Origin of the sequence: Streptomyces sp. 8L (assembly GCF_020176795.1) — a bacterium.
Lineage (GTDB): Bacteria > Actinomycetota > Actinomycetes > Streptomycetales > Streptomycetaceae > Streptomyces.
In genome coordinates this window covers 1-15805 of sequence record NZ_JAIUKE010000143.1, presented here as the reverse complement: position 1 = coordinate 15805, position 15805 = coordinate 1, and the positions used below count along the sequence as shown (strand labels likewise).

General features: G+C 70.9%; 12 protein-coding genes and 1 pseudogene. 5 read left to right on the top strand and 8 right to left on the bottom strand.

What is annotated here, in order from left to right; translation table 11 throughout:
• Window positions 1-14: 14 nt before the first annotated feature.
• Window positions 15-1190 (bottom strand): glycogen synthase, encoded by a 1176-nt coding sequence (glgA, locus tag LCE31_RS14055; RefSeq protein ID WP_225014571.1) that lies wholly within the window; start codon window positions 1188-1190, stop codon window positions 15-17.
• 222 nt (window positions 1191-1412) lie between these two features.
• Here glgA and LCE31_RS14050 point away from each other — a divergent pair, with 222 nt between their 5' ends.
• Window positions 1413-2444 (top strand): DMT family transporter, encoded by a 1032-nt coding sequence (locus tag LCE31_RS14050; RefSeq protein ID WP_225014570.1) that lies wholly within the window; start codon window positions 1413-1415, stop codon window positions 2442-2444.
• Here LCE31_RS14050 and LCE31_RS14045 read toward each other — a convergent pair.
• Together LCE31_RS14045 and LCE31_RS14040 are read right to left on the bottom strand one after the other, a co-directional pair.
• Entirely contained in the window at window positions 2325-3737 is a 1413-nt protein-coding gene (locus LCE31_RS14045) for a transglycosylase family protein (protein ID WP_225014569.1), read from the bottom strand. The genes LCE31_RS14050 and LCE31_RS14045 overlap by 120 nt on opposite strands.
• Before the next feature lie 244 nt (window positions 3738-3981).
• Window positions 3982-5364: an ROK family transcriptional regulator gene (locus LCE31_RS14040; RefSeq protein ID WP_225014568.1), complete on the bottom strand. Its 1383-nt coding sequence runs from the start codon at window positions 5362-5364 to the stop codon at window positions 3982-3984.
• A gap of 142 nt (window positions 5365-5506) precedes the next feature.
• Here LCE31_RS14040 and LCE31_RS14035 point away from each other — a divergent pair, with 142 nt between their 5' ends.
• From LCE31_RS14035 to LCE31_RS14020, 4 genes and pseudogenes are all read left to right on the top strand, one after another.
• The gene (locus tag LCE31_RS14035; RefSeq protein WP_225014567.1) at window positions 5507-6832 is read left to right on the top strand and encodes an ABC transporter substrate-binding protein; all 1326 of its coding nucleotides are present in this window, start codon (window positions 5507-5509) and stop codon (window positions 6830-6832) included.
• 10 nt (window positions 6833-6842) lie between these two features.
• Window positions 6843-7850: pseudogene (locus tag LCE31_RS14030) on the top strand (carbohydrate ABC transporter permease); the annotation flags it as partial.
• A 342-nt stretch (window positions 7851-8192) separates the two neighbouring features.
• A complete protein-coding gene (locus tag LCE31_RS14025; RefSeq protein WP_225014580.1) occupies window positions 8193-9032 on the top strand; it encodes a carbohydrate ABC transporter permease in 840 nt (279 codons plus the stop codon).
• Window positions 9033-9052: 20 nt separating this feature from the next.
• Window positions 9053-10414 (top strand): GH1 family beta-glucosidase, encoded by a 1362-nt coding sequence (locus tag LCE31_RS14020; RefSeq protein WP_225014579.1) that lies wholly within the window; start codon window positions 9053-9055, stop codon window positions 10412-10414.
• 98 nt (window positions 10415-10512) lie between these two features.
• Here LCE31_RS14020 and LCE31_RS14015 read toward each other — a convergent pair whose 3' ends face one another.
• Genes LCE31_RS14015 through LCE31_RS13995 form a run of 5 tightly spaced genes read right to left on the bottom strand, consistent with a single transcriptional unit; the run spans window position 10513 to window position 15686 of the window.
• Window positions 10513-11457 carry a PfkB family carbohydrate kinase gene (locus LCE31_RS14015; RefSeq protein ID WP_225014566.1) on the bottom strand — a complete coding sequence of 315 codons (945 nt, stop codon included), beginning with the start codon at window positions 11455-11457 and terminating at the stop codon, window positions 10513-10515.
• On the bottom strand, window positions 11454-12443 hold the full coding sequence (locus LCE31_RS14010; protein WP_225014565.1) for a zinc-dependent alcohol dehydrogenase family protein: 990 nt from the start codon (window positions 12441-12443) through the stop codon (window positions 11454-11456). Before LCE31_RS14010 ends, LCE31_RS14015 begins: the two co-directional genes overlap by 4 nt.
• Window positions 12440-13342: a carbohydrate ABC transporter permease gene (locus LCE31_RS14005; RefSeq protein WP_225014564.1), complete on the bottom strand. Its 903-nt coding sequence runs from the start codon at window positions 13340-13342 to the stop codon at window positions 12440-12442. Before LCE31_RS14005 ends, LCE31_RS14010 begins: the two co-directional genes overlap by 4 nt.
• Complete coding sequence (locus LCE31_RS14000; RefSeq protein ID WP_225014563.1) at window positions 13339-14316, bottom strand: carbohydrate ABC transporter permease; 978 nt, start codon at window positions 14314-14316, stop codon at window positions 13339-13341. The genes LCE31_RS14005 and LCE31_RS14000 overlap by 4 nt, the downstream gene beginning before the upstream one ends.
• A complete protein-coding gene (locus LCE31_RS13995) occupies window positions 14313-15686 on the bottom strand; it encodes an ABC transporter substrate-binding protein (protein ID WP_225014562.1) in 1374 nt (457 codons plus the stop codon). The genes LCE31_RS14000 and LCE31_RS13995 overlap by 4 nt, the downstream gene beginning before the upstream one ends.
• Window positions 15687-15805 lie beyond the last annotated feature (119 nt).

Sequence of the window (15805 nt, the reverse complement as noted above, 5' to 3'; positions counted from 1 at the left end):
CTGCCCCCTACCCGTCAGCCCAGCAGCTTCTCGTAGACGTCGACCGTGCGGCGGGCCACCCGGTCCCAGCCGAACTCGCGCACCGCGCGCTCCCGTCCCGCCGCGCCCATCCGGGCGGCCGCGGCCGGATCGTCGACCACCCGGTTCAGCGCTTCGGTCAGTGCCGACTCGAAGGCCTCGGGAGTGTTCGCGTCGTAGGGCACCAGCAGTCCCGTGCGGCCGTCGTCGACGACCTCGGGTATCCCGCCGACCGCGGACGCCACGACGGCGGTACCGCAGGCCATCGCCTCCAGATTGACGATGCCGAGCGGCTCGTACACCGACGGGCAGACGAACACGGCCGCGTGGGTCAGCAGTTGGACGACCTCGGGGCGCGGCAGCATCCGCGAGATCCACACCACACCGTCCCGGCCCGCGCTCAACTCGGCGACGAGCGAGCGGAACTCGCGGTCGATCTCGGGGGTGTCGGGCGCCCCGGCGCAGAGCACGACCTGCACGGAGGGGTCGAGGGCGCGGGCCGCGCGCAGCAGGTGCGGTACGCCCTTCTGCCGGGTGATGCGGCCGACGAACAGCACGTAGGGGCGGTCGGGGTCGACGCCGGCGCGGGTGAGCGCCGCCGTGCCCGGGTCCGGCTGGTACAGGGCCGTGTCGATGCCGTTGTGGATGACGTGGACGCGCTCCGGGTCGAGGGACGGATAGCCGGCGATGACGTCGTCGCGCATGCCGTGCGAGACGGCCACGACGGCGTCGGCGGATTCGGCGGCGGTGCGCTCCGCCCAGCTCGACAGGGCGTACCCGCCGCCGAGTTGCTCGGCCTTCCAGGGCCGCAGCGGCTCCAGGGAGTGGGCGGTCATCACGTGCGGGACACCGTAGAGCAGCTTCGCGAGGTGGCCTGCGAGGTTCGCGTACCAGGTGTGCGAGTGGACGAGGTCCCGGTCGGCGAGGGCGGCCGTCATGGCGAGGTCGACGGAGAACGTGCGCAGTGCGTCGTTGGCGCCGTCGAGACCGGCGTCGGCGAGGTGGCGCACGACATCGGACCCGGTGGCCGGCGCGGTCTCCCGGCCCGATCCCCAGCAGTGCACCCGCAGGTCGGTGAGGGCGCGCAACTCGCGTGCGAGGAACTCCACGTGGACGCCCGCGCCGCCGTACACGTCCGGCGGGTACTCCCGGGTGAGCAGCCCTACTTTCACGCCAATCCCCCGTCGTCGGCCGGACGCAGCCCTGTCATGGTCACCCGGAATCGCCCGGTGCGGAAGACCGCGGAGGGGCGCGGTGCCAAGTGGGGCCCTGCGGGAGGCGGTCGCCCCTCTCGGGGTGGAGGCCGCGCGAAGCCGCGTACTCCGGGTGGAGTACGTGAAAGAGGGCTCCTGGGGACGACGACGGGGACGCCCTCGCGGGGAGATCGTTGGACCATGAGCAGCTTCGTCTTCGCCGTCCTCCTCTCCCTGGTCTCCGCGGTCGCGTACGCGGCCGGCGCGATCGTCCAGGAGCGGGTGGCCGCCGGCGACCGGGACGCTTCCCGCGGCCCGTTGCGCGACGGCGCCTGGTGGGGTGCGGTCCTGCTGAACGGGGCGGGCGGCCTGCTCCATGTGGCGGCGCTCGCGTACGGGCCGCTGAGCCTGGTCCAGCCGCTGGGCGCGCTCACCATCGTCTTCGCGCTGCCGATGGCGGCGCTCGTCGCGCGGCGCCTGCCCGGCCGCGGGGCCGGTCGTCCTGCGGGGCGGGCGGCGCGGCGCGGCGCCCTGATCGCGACGGTGGGTCTCGCCGGGCTGCTCGCGCTGACGCAGGGCTCCGACGCGCGGACGCTGGACGGCTCGTACCGGCTGCTGCTGGGGCTGCTGACGCTGGGTCTTGTCGGTGTGCTGTGCGTGGCCGCGTCGATGGTGCGGGGGCGTGCGACGCGCAGTGTGCTGCTTGCGGCGGCGAGCGGTGTGGCGTTCGGCGTCTCGTCGGTGTTCATCAAGACGGTGACGGCGGGCTGGTCCGCGGTGGGGCCCGTGGTCCAGGCGGCGAGCCTGGCGGCGGTCGCGGTGCTCGCGGTGGCGGGTCTGCTGCTGTCGCAGGCGGCGTACCGGGGCGCGGGTCTCGCGGCGCCGCTCGCGGTGGTGACGGTGGTCAACCCGGTGGTCGCGACGGCCGTCGGGCTGACGCTGTTCGGCGAAGGCTTCCGCTACGGCGCGGCAGGGGGGTTCGTGGCGCTCGCCTTCGGTGCGGTGTCGACCGCCGGGCTCGTCCTGCTCACCCGGGCCCGTCCGGCGGACGGCCCCCGGGCCGGGGGCCCTTCGGACGGCGGCGCGCCCGCCGCCCGGCCGGCCCCCGGCAGGTCAGATCCGCACGCCGTGCGCCCTCAGGTAGGCGAGCGGGTCGATGTCGCTCCCGTACGCGGGCCCCGTACGCATCTCGAAGTGGAGATGCGGGCCCGTTACGTTGCCGGTGGCTCCTGAGCGTGCGATGCGCTGCCCCTCACTGACCTTCTGGCCCACTCGTACGTTGATCGCGGAGAGGTGCCCGTACTGGCTGTACTTGCCGTCGGGGTGCTTGATGACGACCTGGTAGCCGTACGATCCGCCCCAGCCCGCCGTGACGACGGTGCCCTTCTCGATCGCCTTGACGGAGGTGCCGGTCGACACGAGGAAGTCGACGCCCGTGTGGTAACCGCTCGACCAGGACGAGCCGGTGGCGTGGTAGGGGGTGCCGATCGCGGCGTGGACGGGTGCCTCGACACCGGGTGCGGCGGCCTTGGCCGGGTGGTGGGTGGCGGCCTTCGCCGGGTGCGCGGGCTTGGCGGTGTGCGTCGGCTTGGCCGCGGGCTTGTGGGTCGGCTCGGCCGTGTGCGTCGGTTTGGCGGTGTGGGTGGGCTTGGCGGTGTGGGTCGGCGCCGGGGTGTGCGAGTGCGTGGGCTTCGGCGCGGGCGCTGACGTGGCCGGCGTCGCCGCAGTGTGCGTCGGCTTGGCCGCGGGCTTCTTCGCGGTGGACCGCGGCGAGGCGGTACCGGACGAGCTGCCCGACGGGACATGCAGCACCAGCCGCTGGCCGGGGAAGATCAGGTCCGGGTCGTCGCCGACGACCTTCTTGTTGTCGTCGTAGACCTTCTGCCAGGTGCCCGCGAGGCGGTGGTCGACGGTGATCTGCGAGAGCGAGTCGCCGCGGGTCACGGTGTAGCCCTCGCGCCGGGTCGGCACATCGGTCGGAGCAGCCTTCTTGGCCGCCGTCCTCGGCTCGGCCTGCGCCGAGTCGGTGTGCGCCGCGGTGGTCGACACGGGTCTCGTCGCGACCGTGTCGGTGTGCGTGGCCGGGGCCTTCGCCGCGGTGGTGTGCCGTACGGTGTCGGCGACGGTCGTCAGGTGCGGGGTGTCCCCGCCCCGGGTCAGCCCGGCGTGCCCCGAGCAGACCGGCCAGGCGCCCGGTCCCTGGCTGCCGAGGACCTTTTCCGCGACGGCGATCTGCTGGTCCTTGGTGGCCAGGTCGGCGCGCGGCGCGTACTCCGTGCCCCCGTAGGCCGCCCAGGTGGACTGGGTGAACTGGAGCCCGCCGTAGTAGCCGTTGCCCGTGTTGATCTGCCAGTTGCCGGTCGACTCGCAGGAGGCGACCTTGTCCCACTCCCCCACCGACGCGCCGTGCGCGGTGCCCGCGCCCAGGAGGGGCAGTGCGAGGCCCGCTCCACCGGCCGTGACGGTGAGCGACGCACGGTTGATACGGCTCGGCTGGTAGCGGCGGTGGCGACCGGTTACGGCCATGGGTCAACTCCCCCTTGAGAGGCAGGACGTGTCGCGGTTCGCCAAGTTACGGCTCCGGTACGCACTGTGACAAGGGGACTCGGCAGGGCTGTCCATTTCCCGCCAGTCCAGCGGGCGTTGAGCTGCCAGGGTCACGCACGGTACGCGGGTCGGGCGCGGCCGCTTCCCCGGTCCCCACTCCCCCGCACTCCCGGCGCTCCCGGCGCTCCGGGTGACGACGCACCGGGCCCTCACACCGGTGGGATCAGCCCTGGGTCTCGGCCGCAGCAGCAGGAGGGGCCGCCGTCCCGGTGCGCGAGGCCCCGGCGGCGGCACCGGTCGCCGGGGTGCGCCGCCACCGCAGGGTGGACGCCTCGAGCGAGCCGTCCGGCGGGCCCGCGGGGGTGGGGAGCCGGCTGCCGCCACGGGCGAGGAAGGCCGCGAGCGGCAGCGTCGCCGCGCCCACCGTCACGGCGTCCGGGCCGAGTTGGCCCATCTCTATGGTGGTGCGCGCCGCCGCGTGCCCCAGGGAGTAGCGCTCGGCGTGGCGGCGGATGGCGGGCAGCAGGTGGGGCCCGAGCAGCAGGCCCGCCCAGCCGCCGAGGAGCACCCGGTCGGGCAGGAAGACGTTGATGACGTCGGCGAGGGCGGCACCGAGGCATTCGGCGGTCTCGTCCAGCAGCGAGACGGCGACCGGGTCGGGGCTCGTACCGGCGGCCGGGAACGCCGCCTCGAGGAGCGCCGCGAGGGCGGTCTCGTCGTCGGCGCCGTCGGGCAGCGGTCCGCCCGCCTCGTGCCACCGTTCGCGCATCGCCTCCGCGCCCGCGTACGCCTCCAGGCAGCCGATGGAGCCGCACCGGCAGCGCCGCCCGCCCATGTGGACGGTGGTGTGTCCCCACTCGAAGGCGGTCCTGCGGCGGCTCTCCTCCACCGGTGCGCCCCCATGGATCACACTGGCGCCCACCCCGGAGCCGATGAGGGCGATGGCGGCGGTGTCCGCGCCTCTGCCGCCGCCGAACCACATCTCCGCCTGGCCGAGCGTCTTGGCCCCGTTGTCGATGAACAGGGGGATCTCCGCGGGCACTTCGACCGCCTCGCGGAGCAGCTTCTCGAACGGCACCGCGCTCCAGCCGATGGTGGGGCCGTGTACCACGGCGCCGTCCTGGCCCCCGCTCTCGATGATGCCGGGGGTTCCGATGCCGATCCCGAGGAGCTGTCCCGGCTCGGCTCCCGCCGCCTGGAGTACGTCGGCGATGCCGTCGCGTACATGGGAGACGACCAGGTCGACGTCGTAGCCGTGCTGCTCCAGCAGCCGATCGGTGCGGGCGAGTTCCGTCAGGGACAGGTCGAAGAGCTCGACCCTGACCCGGGTCTCGCCGAGGTCGATGCCGACGAGCAGTCCGCCGGCCGGGGCGACCCGCAGCAGGGTGCGGGGCCTGCCGCCGTCGGAATCGACGACTCCGGCCTCCTCCAGCACTCCTTCCGCGGCCAGTTCGGCGACGACGTTGCTGATGGAACCTGAACTCAGCCCGGTGCCCGCGCCGAGCTCCTGGCGGCTCAAGGGGCCGTCGAAATACAACCGTTGCACTACCCGCGCGCGGTTGCCCCGCCGCAGGTCACGCACTGTTCGTCTGCCGCGCTCAGCCATGTGGCTCCTTCCCGGAACGCAACATACCCCTGCCACAGACCTTGACGCGACCTTCTCTCACCTCTTAAATCACGGCATAAATTAAGTCATGGAGGCCGTTCGACTCTCGAACGCTGCCACCCCCGGAAAGGGGCCACCTCACATGCGCAAGACCAGAGCCGCAGCAGTCGTCACCGTCGTCTCCGTCATGGGCAGCCTCCTCGCCGCCTGCGGCGGGGGTTCCTCGACCGACGGTGGAGGAAGCAACGATTCGCCGAAGACGCTCACGTACTGGGCGTCGAACCAGGGCCCCAACGTCGCCTACGACAAGAAGACGCTCGGCCCGGAGCTCGCCAAGTTCCAGAAGCAGACCGGCATCAAGGTCAAGCTGGAAGTCATCCCGTGGTCGGACCTGCTCAACAGGATTCTCGCGGCGACCACGTCGGGTCAGGGCCCGGACGTCCTCAACATAGGCAACACGTGGTCCGCGTCGCTCCAGGCGAGCGGTGCCCTCCTGCCCTGGAACAAGGCGAACTTCGACGCGATCGGCGGCCAGGACCGCTTCAACGCCTCCGCGGTGGCCGCGGCCGGCGCCTCGGGCAAGGACCCGGCGGCGGTCCCGCTGTACTCCCTTGCGTACGCGCTCTACTACAACAAGAAGATGTTCAAGGACGCCGGGATCTCGACCCCGCCCGCCACCTGGTCGGACGTGATCAAGGACGGCCAGAAGATCTCGAAGAACGGCACGTCGGGCAAGTGGGGCCTCGGTCTGGAGGGCAGCAACCTCCAGGAGAACATCCACACGTCCTACATCCTGGCCAAGCAGCACGGCGCCGACTTCTTCGACAAGTCCGGCAAGCCCACCTTCACGTCCCCCGGCGCGGTCGACTCGGTCATGCAGTACATCGACCTGATGCAGAAGGACAAGATCATCAACCCGGGCAACGCGGAGTACGCCCAGAACCAGTCCCTCCAGGACTTCGGCAAGGGCAAGACGGCCATGGTCCTGTGGCAGGCCGCGGCCAGCAACTTCGCCTCCCAGCACATGTCGACCAGCGACTGGGGCGCCGTGCCGATGCCGGTGCAGTCCGGCGCGCCGGGCCAGGGCCAGCAGGTCAACTCGATGGTCGCCGGCATCAACATGGCGATCTTCAACAGCACCAAGAACGTGGACGGCGCGAAGAAGTTCGTGAAGTTCATGACGAGCGACGCCGAGCAGGTCATCCTGAACAAGGCCTACGGCTCCGTCCCGCCGGTGAAGAGCGCGGACAGCAACCCCGCCTTCCAGCAGAGCGACATCCAGGTCATGGCGAAGACGCTCCAGACGAGCGCGACACCGCTGCCGCAGGTGCCCTCCGAGTCGCAGTACGAGACGCAGGTCGGCACCGCGATCAAGAACCTGTGGGCCGACGTGGCGGCCGGCAAGACCGTCACCAAGGACACGGTCAAGAGCGAACTGTCCAAGGCCCAGCAGCAGATGACTCAGTGAGGCCCGCTCCATGACCGCCACCGTGACCTCGCCCAACGCACGTGACGCGGGCGGCAGGGGGACCTCGGGGGCCGGGGGTGCGCGCAAGAGGCCGCGCATCCCCGGCCGGCTGCGCCGGACAGCCGTCCCCTACGTCCTGCTCCTGCCCGCGATCCTGTTCGAACTGCTCGTCCACGTCGTCCCGATGGTCGTCGGCGTTGTGATCAGCTTCCGCCAGCTGACACTGTTCTTCATCCACAACTGGGGCGCCGCGCCCTGGTCGGGAATCCAGAACTTCAAGGTCGCCCTCGACTTCAACAGCGCCGTCGGCAAGTCGCTGCTCCACTCCTTCTTCATCACCCTGCTGTTCACCGTGCTGTCGGTCGGCCTGTGCTGGCTGTTCGGCACGTCCGCCGCGATCCTGCTCCAGGACAAGTTCCGGGGGCGCGGCACGCTGCGGACGATCTTCCTCGTCCCGTACGCGCTGCCCGTCTACGCCGCTGTCATCACCTGGGCGTTCATGTTCCAGCACGACAACGGCATGGTGAACCACCTGCTGCACGACCAGCTGCACCTCACCGACAGCGCGTCGTTCTGGCTGATCGGCAACAACAGCTTCTACACGCTGCTCATCGTGTCGCTGTGGAAGGGCTGGCCGTTCGCCTTCCTGATCGTGATGGCGGGCCTCCAGAACATCCCGTCCGAGCTGTACGAGGCGGCCTCGATCGACGGCGCGGGCATCTGGCAGCAGATCCGGAAGATCACACTGCCCTCGCTGCGCTCGGTCAACCAGGTGCTCGTGCTGGTGCTGTTCCTGTGGACGTTCAACGACTTCAACACGCCCTTCGTGCTGTTCGGCAAGAACGGCAACGCGCCGAGCAGCGCGGACCTGATCTCGTTCCACATCTACCAGTCGTCGTTCTCCTCCTGGAACTTCGGCTCCGGCTCGGCCATGTCGGTCCTGCTGCTGCTGTTCCTGCTGATCGTCACGGGTGCCTACCTGGTGCTCACCACGCAGCGCGAGAAGAGCAGGAAGGCCGCCACGGCGCGCCGGAGCACCTCGGAGGCCGCCGCCGCACCGGTCGCGGAGTTCTCCGGCGCCCAGGGGGCCGGGGCCGCGCTCGCCGGGGCGCCGTCCGTCCCGGAGCGGGCCGCCGGGGCTGCGCCCGTTCGCGACGGGGCGCCCGACGTGCCGCCCGCCGTGACGGAGCCCGAGCCCGCCAAGGCCGGGGAGCAGGCCGAGGAGCGCACGGAGCAACAGGCCGGAGAGGGGGCCGAAGCGCCGGGGGTCCGTACGGCCGAGGCACCGGAGGTCCGTCCGGCTGAGGCGCCCGTCGCCCGTCCGGCCGCGGAGCCCGTCAAGGCCTCCCGAAGGCCGGCCATGGCGCCACCGCTGTCCTTCCTGTGGAGCCGCGGTGTGCTGCTGACGATCCTGACACTGTTCACCCTGCTGCCGGTCTATGTGATGGTCTCCAGCTCGCTGAAGCCGCTGGAGGACGTGCAGGGCAAGTTCACCTGGATTCCCTCGCACCTCACGATCCGCCCGTACATCGACATCTGGTCGACGGTGCCGCTCGCCAAGTTCTTCCTGAACTCGGCGATCGTGTCCGTCTCGGCGACCGCCTGCTCGGTGGTCATCGCGGTGTTCGCGGCGTACGGCGTGAGCCGCTACCGGTTCCGCGGCAAGCGGCTCTTCACGGTGACGGTGCTGTCGACGCAGATGTTCCCTGGCATCCTGTTCCTGCTGCCGCTGTACCTGATCTTCGTGAACATCGGCAAGAGCACCGGCATCGACCTGTACGGCTCACGCGGCGGCCTGATCATCACGTATCTGACGTTCTCGCTGCCGTTCGCGATCTGGATGCTCATCGGCTACTTCGACTCGGTTCCGAAGGACCTGGACGAGGCGGCCATGGTCGACGGCTGTGGCCCCTTCGGCGCGCTGTTCCGGGTGGTCGTACCGGCCGCTGTGCCCGGCATCGTGGCGGTCGCCGTGTACGCGTTCATGACGGCGTGGGGAGAGGTGCTGTTCGCCTCCGTCATGACCAACGACAACACCAAGACCCTCGCCATCGGGCTGCAGAGCTATTCGACCGAGAACAACGTCTACTGGAACCAGATCATGGCGGCCTCGCTGGTCGTCAGTGTGCCCGTCGTCGTCGGGTTCCTCCTGCTTCAGCGCTACCTGGTCACCGGCCTCACCGCGGGTGCGGTCAAGTGACAGATCCAGAAAGGCAGTTCGTGAACGAGCTCGACGCCCTTCCGGCGGAATTCACCTGGGGCGTGGCCACCGCGTCGTACCAGATCGAGGGGGCCGTCGCGGAGGACGGCCGCTCCCCCTCGATCTGGGACACGTTCTCGCACACCCCCGGCACGATCGCGAACGGCGACAACGGCGACGTGGCCTGCGACCACTACCACCGGGTGCCCGAGGACATCGCCCTGATGAAGGGCCTCGGAGTCGGCGCGTACCGCTTCTCGCTGGCGTGGCCGCGCATCGTGCCGGACGGCGACGGCCCGGTGAACAAGGCGGGCCTGGACTTCTACGACCGGCTCGTGGACCAGCTCCTCGAGGCGGGCGTCTCCCCCTTCGCGACGCTGTACCACTGGGACCTTCCGCAGGCGTCCCAGGACCGGGGCGGCTGGCCCGAGCGGGCGACGGCCGAGCACTTCGCCCGCTACGCGGGCATCGTGGTGGAGCGCCTCGGCGACCGGGTGAAGGACTGGGCGACCCTCAACGAGCCGCTGTGCTCGTCGTGGATCGGCCATCTGGAGGGCACCATGGCGCCGGGCGTGCGCGACCTGACGGCCGCCGTGCGCACCTCGTTCCATCTGCATCTGGGCCACGGGCTCGCGGTGCAGGCGATCCGCGCCGCGTCCTCCGACGCCCGCGTCGGCATCGTGAACAACCTGAGCCCGATCCTGCCCGCCTCGGACAGCGACGCCGACCGGGCCGCCGCGGTGCGGGCCGACGGGCACACCAACCGCTGGTGGCTCGACCCGATCCACGGCCGCGGCTACCCGCAGGACATGCTCGACGTCTACGGGGTCGAGCTGCCGGTGCGCGACGGCGATCTGGAGACCATCGCCGCGCCGCTGGACTGGCTCGGACTGAACTACTACTTCCGGCAGTTCGTCCAGGACGATCCGAGCGGTCCCGCGCCGTTCGCGAAGATGGTGGACGGGCCGGTCGCGGACCGCCCGCACACGTACATGGACTGGGAGGTGTACGCGGACGGCCTGGAGGAACTGCTGGTGCGGGTGGCCGACGAGTACGGCGCCCGGCGCATCTACGTCACGGAGAACGGCTCCGCCTACCAGGACGTCGTACGGGCCGACGGCACGGTCGACGACCCGGAGCGCACCCGCTACCTGGAGGACCACCTCGCGGCCGTCGCCCGCGCCGCCGCCAAGGGCGCCCCGGTCGCGGGCTACTTCGCGTGGTCGCTGCTGGACAACTTCGAGTGGGCGTACGGCTACGACAAGCGGTTCGGCCTGGTGCACGTCGACTACGACACGCAGGTGCGCACGGTCAAGAGCAGTGGCCGGCGCTACGCCGAGATCATCCGGGCGGCGCGCGAGCGCGCGGCACAGGCCGGCTGAGCGGCTCCGGGGCGTCCCCGGGGCCCGGCACGGCAAGGGGCCGCCGCCCTCTCCCTCGGGGAGGGGCGGCGGCCCCTGTCGCTGTCCGCTCCCGCGCGTCAGCGCGGCATGGGCACCGGCGCGCTCAGCGCGGTGCCGGAGCTCGCCACCACCGAGGCCGCGGCCCGGCCCGCGAAGGCCAGGATGTCCGCGGCCTGCTCGCGGGTCACCCGGACGGGTCCGCCCGGCGGCGGTGCCAGCGCGGTGATCCGGTGCAGGACACCGGCCGCGAAGGCGTCGCCCGCGCCGATCGTGTTGACGACGGTAACGGGGGTGGCGGGCACGGCGACCCGCTCGCCGTCCGGGGTGAAGGCCACACTGCCGTCCGCACCGCGGGTGAGCAGGGTGAGCCTGCCACCGGCGGCGAGATCGGCGCAGGCGTCCTCGGCCGTGCGGTCCGGCCACAGGGCCGCGAGGTCCTCGTCGCTCACCTTGACGACATGCGCGCACCGGCACAGCTCGCGCAGCCGCTCGGCGCTCGCCGCCGGGTCCAGTGACCGGTCGGTGCGCACGTTCGGGTCGACCATCAGCACCGAGGTTCGGGCCGCCGACCGGGCGGCGGCGGCCCCCGCGGCGGCCGCCGCCCCCACGACCGCGGCCAGCCCGCCCGCGTACACCGCGGCGAACTCCCCCGCCCGGTCGGCGAGTTCCGTGATCTGGAACGTCGCCGTGCCGGCCAGGTGGAAGTGGTAGCCGGTGCCGTCGCTGCGCGGGTCGGTGACCGCGAGCGTGGTGGGCAGCCCGGAGCGCGCGGTCAGCGAGAGGTCGACGCCCGCCGCGGTGAGCGTCCGCTCCAGATCGGCGGCGAAGGCGTCGCCGCCGAGGGCCCCGGCGAACCAGCTGGGCGTGGCGAGGCGCGCGAGGCCGACGGCGACGTTGACGGGCGCGCCGCCGGGCTCCGCCGCGTACCGGCGCGCCGTGCCCGGCCCGTCCTCGTACGGTACGAGGTCGATCAGCGCCTCCCCGAGGACGAGGACGGCGCCGGGCGGCGGCGCCTGGTTCACGGCTCGATCACGATCTTGCGACCGATGCCCGCCTTGAAGCGGTCGAGCGCGCGCGGGTACTCCTCGAGCGGCAGCCGGTCGCTGATGAAGACGGCCGGGTCGAGCACACCGGACGCGAACAGGGCGGCGGCCCGCTCGTAGCTGTGCAGGACCGCCATGGAGCCGGTGATCGTGATCTCCTGGTTGTAGATCTTGTACGGCTCGATGACGGCGGTCGTCGCGTAGTCGGCGACCCCGAACTGGAGGAACGTGCCGCCCTTGGCGACCCGGCCGAGGCCGTCCTGGATGGCGCGCGCGTTGCCGGTGGCGTCCACGACGACGTCCCAGCCGCGTACGGTCTCCAGCTCGTCGGCGTTCGACGCGGAGCGGGAGCAGCCGAGCTTGACGGCGGTGGTCAGGCGCTCGGGGTTGACGTCGAGCATGTCGACGGAGGCGGCGCCGGTGCGCTTGGCGAGCTCCAGCATCATCAGGCCCATGGTGCCCGAGCCGTAGATCAGCACCTGCGCGCCGAGCGTGGAGCTGAGCACGTCGTAGCCGCGCACGGCGCAGGACAGCGGCTCGATCAGCGCGGCGTCGTGGACGTCGATGTGCTCGGGCAGCTTGACGCAGTTGGCGACCGGGGCGACCGCGAACTCGGCGGCTCCGCCCGGCTTGCTGACGCCGATGGCGTTCCACCGCTCGCACAGGTTGCCCCGGCCGATACGGCAGTAGTGGCATTCGTGGCAGTGCAGCGAGGGGTCGACCGCGACCTTGTCGCCGACGGCGAGTTCGGTGACGTCGGTGCCGAGCGCGACGATCTCACCGGCGAACTCGTGTCCCGGCACGATCGGCAGGGTCGGCGCGAACTCGCCCTGGAGGATGTGCAGATCGGTGCCGCACAGGCCGCACGCGGCGACCTTGACGAGTACGTCCCGGGGGCCGGGCGACGGGTCGGGGACCGTTTCGACGGACACCTTGCCGGGCGCCTCGATGATCGCTGCCCTCATTTGACTGCTCCAAGTGACAGGCCCTGGACGAGTTTGTCCTGGGCGGCGAAGCCGGCGGCGAGAACCGGCAGGGACACGACGACGGACGCGGCGCACAGCTGGGCGAGGAACAGGCCCTGGCTGGTGACGAATCCGGTCAGGAACACGGGCGCGGTCTCGGCGCGCACGCCCGTGAGCACCCGTGCGAACAACAGCTCGTTCCAGCTGAAGATGAAGCAGATCAGCGAGGTCGCGGCGATGCCGGGCGCGGCCACCGGGGCCACCACCCGCACCAGCACGGTGGGCAGCCGCGCGCCGTCGACCTGGGCCGCCTCGATGATCGAGACCGGCACGTCGGCCAGGAACGACTGCATCATCCACACCGCGATGGGGAGGTTCATCGAGGTGTACAGGATGACGAGCAGCCACACGTTGTCGAGCAGCCCGGTGTTCTTCGCGAACAGGTACACCGGCAGCAGGCCCGCGACGACGGGGAGCATCTTGGTGGACAGGAAGAAGAACATCACGTCGGTCCACTTCTCGACGCGCTTGATGGACAGCGCGTAGGCCGCCGGCAGGGCCAGCACCAGCACGAGCGCGGTCGACAGCAGCGACGCGGTGGCCGAGTTGATCAGCGGCGGCCAGGGGCTGGCACCGCCCCCGGCCCCGAAGAACACCTTGTACGCGGACAGGGTGAGCGGTGCGCCGATGGAGGGCGGGTTGGTGGCCGCGTCGGGCTCCGAGTGGAACGACGTCAGCAGCATCCACAGGGCCGGCAGGCAGAAGACGATGCCGACGACCCAGGCCAGCAGCCCGAGCCCGGCGGACCTGCGGCGCGCTTTGCGGGTCTGGGGCGCGTGCTTGACCGCGGTGGAACGGGCCGGGGGGGGCGCCCCCGGGGGGGTCAGGGTGGTGGTCATGCGCGGCCCTCCTCCTGGGTGAACAGGGACGAGACGACCCGCAGCGCGAAGGTCGCGATGATGATCGTGCCGATCACCACGACGACGCCCGCCGCCGAGGCGAGTCCGTACTCATGGGCCTGGTAGAAGGTCTGGTAGATGGTGTACGGGAGGTTGGCGGTGCCCAGGCCGCCCGCCGTGATGGTGAACACCGCGTCGAAGTTCTGCACGATGTTGATCGAGCCCAGCAGGATGCCGAGTTCGAGGTAGCGGCGCAGGTGCGGCAGGGTCAGGTAGCGGAACATCTGCCAGGCGCTCGCGCCGTCGAGGCGCGCCGCCTCCAGGGTCTCGGCGGGCCTGCTCTGGAGCCCGGCGAGCAGGATCAGCATCATGAACGGCGTCCACTGCCACACGAGCGCGATCTCCACCGCGGTCAGCGGCATGTCAGAGATCCAGTCCGGCTGGGCCGCGTGGTGGTCGCCGAACAGGCTCGCGACCCACGCCCACGCGCCGTTGAGCAGGCCGTACTCGGGGTTGTAGAGCACGTGCTTCCACAGCAGCGCGGCGGAGACGGGCACCAGCAGGAACGGTGTGATCAGCAGGGTGCGCACGAGGCCCCGGCCGAAGAACTTCCGGTCGAGCAGCAGCGCGAGGAGCAGCCCGATGACGACGCTCGCGACGACGACGGCCACGGTGAGCAGGATGGTGGTGAACACCGAGTCCCGCATGTCCGGGTCGGTGAAGACGGTGGCGTAGTTCGACAGGCCGTGGAAGTGGCGCTGGTCGGGTGAGAGCGAGTTCCAGTCGAAGAGGGATATCACCAGCGTTGCCACGAAGGGCAGTTGGGTGACAGCGACGAGGAAGATCAGGGCGGGCATGAGCGGCGCGCGGGTGGCCCAGGCGCGCGCCCTGCCGCCGGGGGCCCGGCGGCCCGGGCGCGCGGTGCGCGCCGGGCCGGCCGGGGACGGCGCCGGGGTGGTGACGGAGGTGGTCAACGCTGCTCCTTGCCGGCCTTCTCGGCGAGGGCCTGGGAGGTCTTCAGCGCGGCGGCCACGGACTGCTTGCCCGCGATCGCGGAGCTGATCTCCTGGGAGACCTTGGTGCCGAGGTCGGTGAAGTCAGGGAAGTCCACGAACTGGATGCCCGGAGTGGGCCGCTGCTGGACGCCGGGGTTCTTCGGGTCGACGCCCGCGATGGACGACTTGGTGATGTCGGCGAACGCGGACGCGTCCTTCAGGTAGTCCGGGTTGGAGTAGGTGGAGGCGCGCTTGCCCGCGGGCACGTTCGGCCAGCCGATCTTCGCGCCGACCTCCTGCTCGTAGCCCTTGCCCGAGGCCCAGGAGATGAACTTCCAGGCGGCGTCCTGGTTCTTGGACGCCTTCTGCACGCCCCAGGCCCAGGTGTAGAGCCAGCCGGAGGTCTTGGTCTTGTCGACGGGGGCGGGTACGTAACCGATCTTGCCCTTGACCGGGGAGTTCGACGCCTCCAGCGAGCCGGCGCCCGCGGTGGAGTCGTACCACATGGCCGTCTTGCCCTGTGTCATGTTGTTGAGGCACTCGGCGTAGCCGGACTGCGCGGCGCCCGCCTCACCGTGGGCGCGGATGAGGTCGACGTAGAACTTCGTGGCCTTCTCGAAGGCCGGCGAGGTGAGTTGGGCGTTCCAGTCCTTGTCGTACCAGGTGCCGCCCATCGTGTTGACGACGGTGGTCAGCGGCGCGATCATCTCGCCCCAGCCCGGCAGGCCGCGCAGGCAGATGCCCTTCACACCGGGCGCCGCGCCGTCCGCCTTGGCGGCCAGGTCGGCCACCTGCTGCCAGGTCGGGTGGGCCGGCATCGTCAGGTGCTTCTTCGCGAAGAGGTCCTTGCGGTACATCAGGAACGACGACTCGCCGTAGAAGGGTTCGGCGTAGAGCTTCCCGTCGGTGCCGGTCAGCGACTCCTGCATGGGCTTGAGGATGTCGGCCTGGTCGAACGCCTTGTCCTTCTTGGCGTAGCTGTCGAGCGGGGCCAGCCAGCCGTTCTTGGCGTAGAAGGGCACCTCGAAGTTGCTGATGGTGGCGATGTCGTACTGGCCGGCCTGGTTGGAGAAGTCCTGGGTGAACTTGTCGCGGGCGTCGTTCTCCGGCAGCACGGTGTAGTGCACCTGGATACCGGTCTTCTTGGTGAAGTCGGCGGCCGTGAGCTTCTGCAACTCGGTCATCTGCGGGTTGTTGACCATGAGGACGTTGAGCGTCTTGCCGCCGCCCCCGCCGGAGGAGTTGTCGTCACCGCCGCCCGCGCCCGCGCATCCCGCGAGAAGGGTGGCCGCCGCCACGCTCGCGCCCAGTTGCACGTACCTTCGCTGCCGTCGCTGCTTGAGTGACATGGGGATTCTCCCGATCGTCGTCGTTCGGTGGATGAATGGATGATTAGACAGATGGCTGAATGGCTGAATGGCTGAATGAACGGAATGAGGTGCTGGGGATGATGGGGCTGACGGGGGGG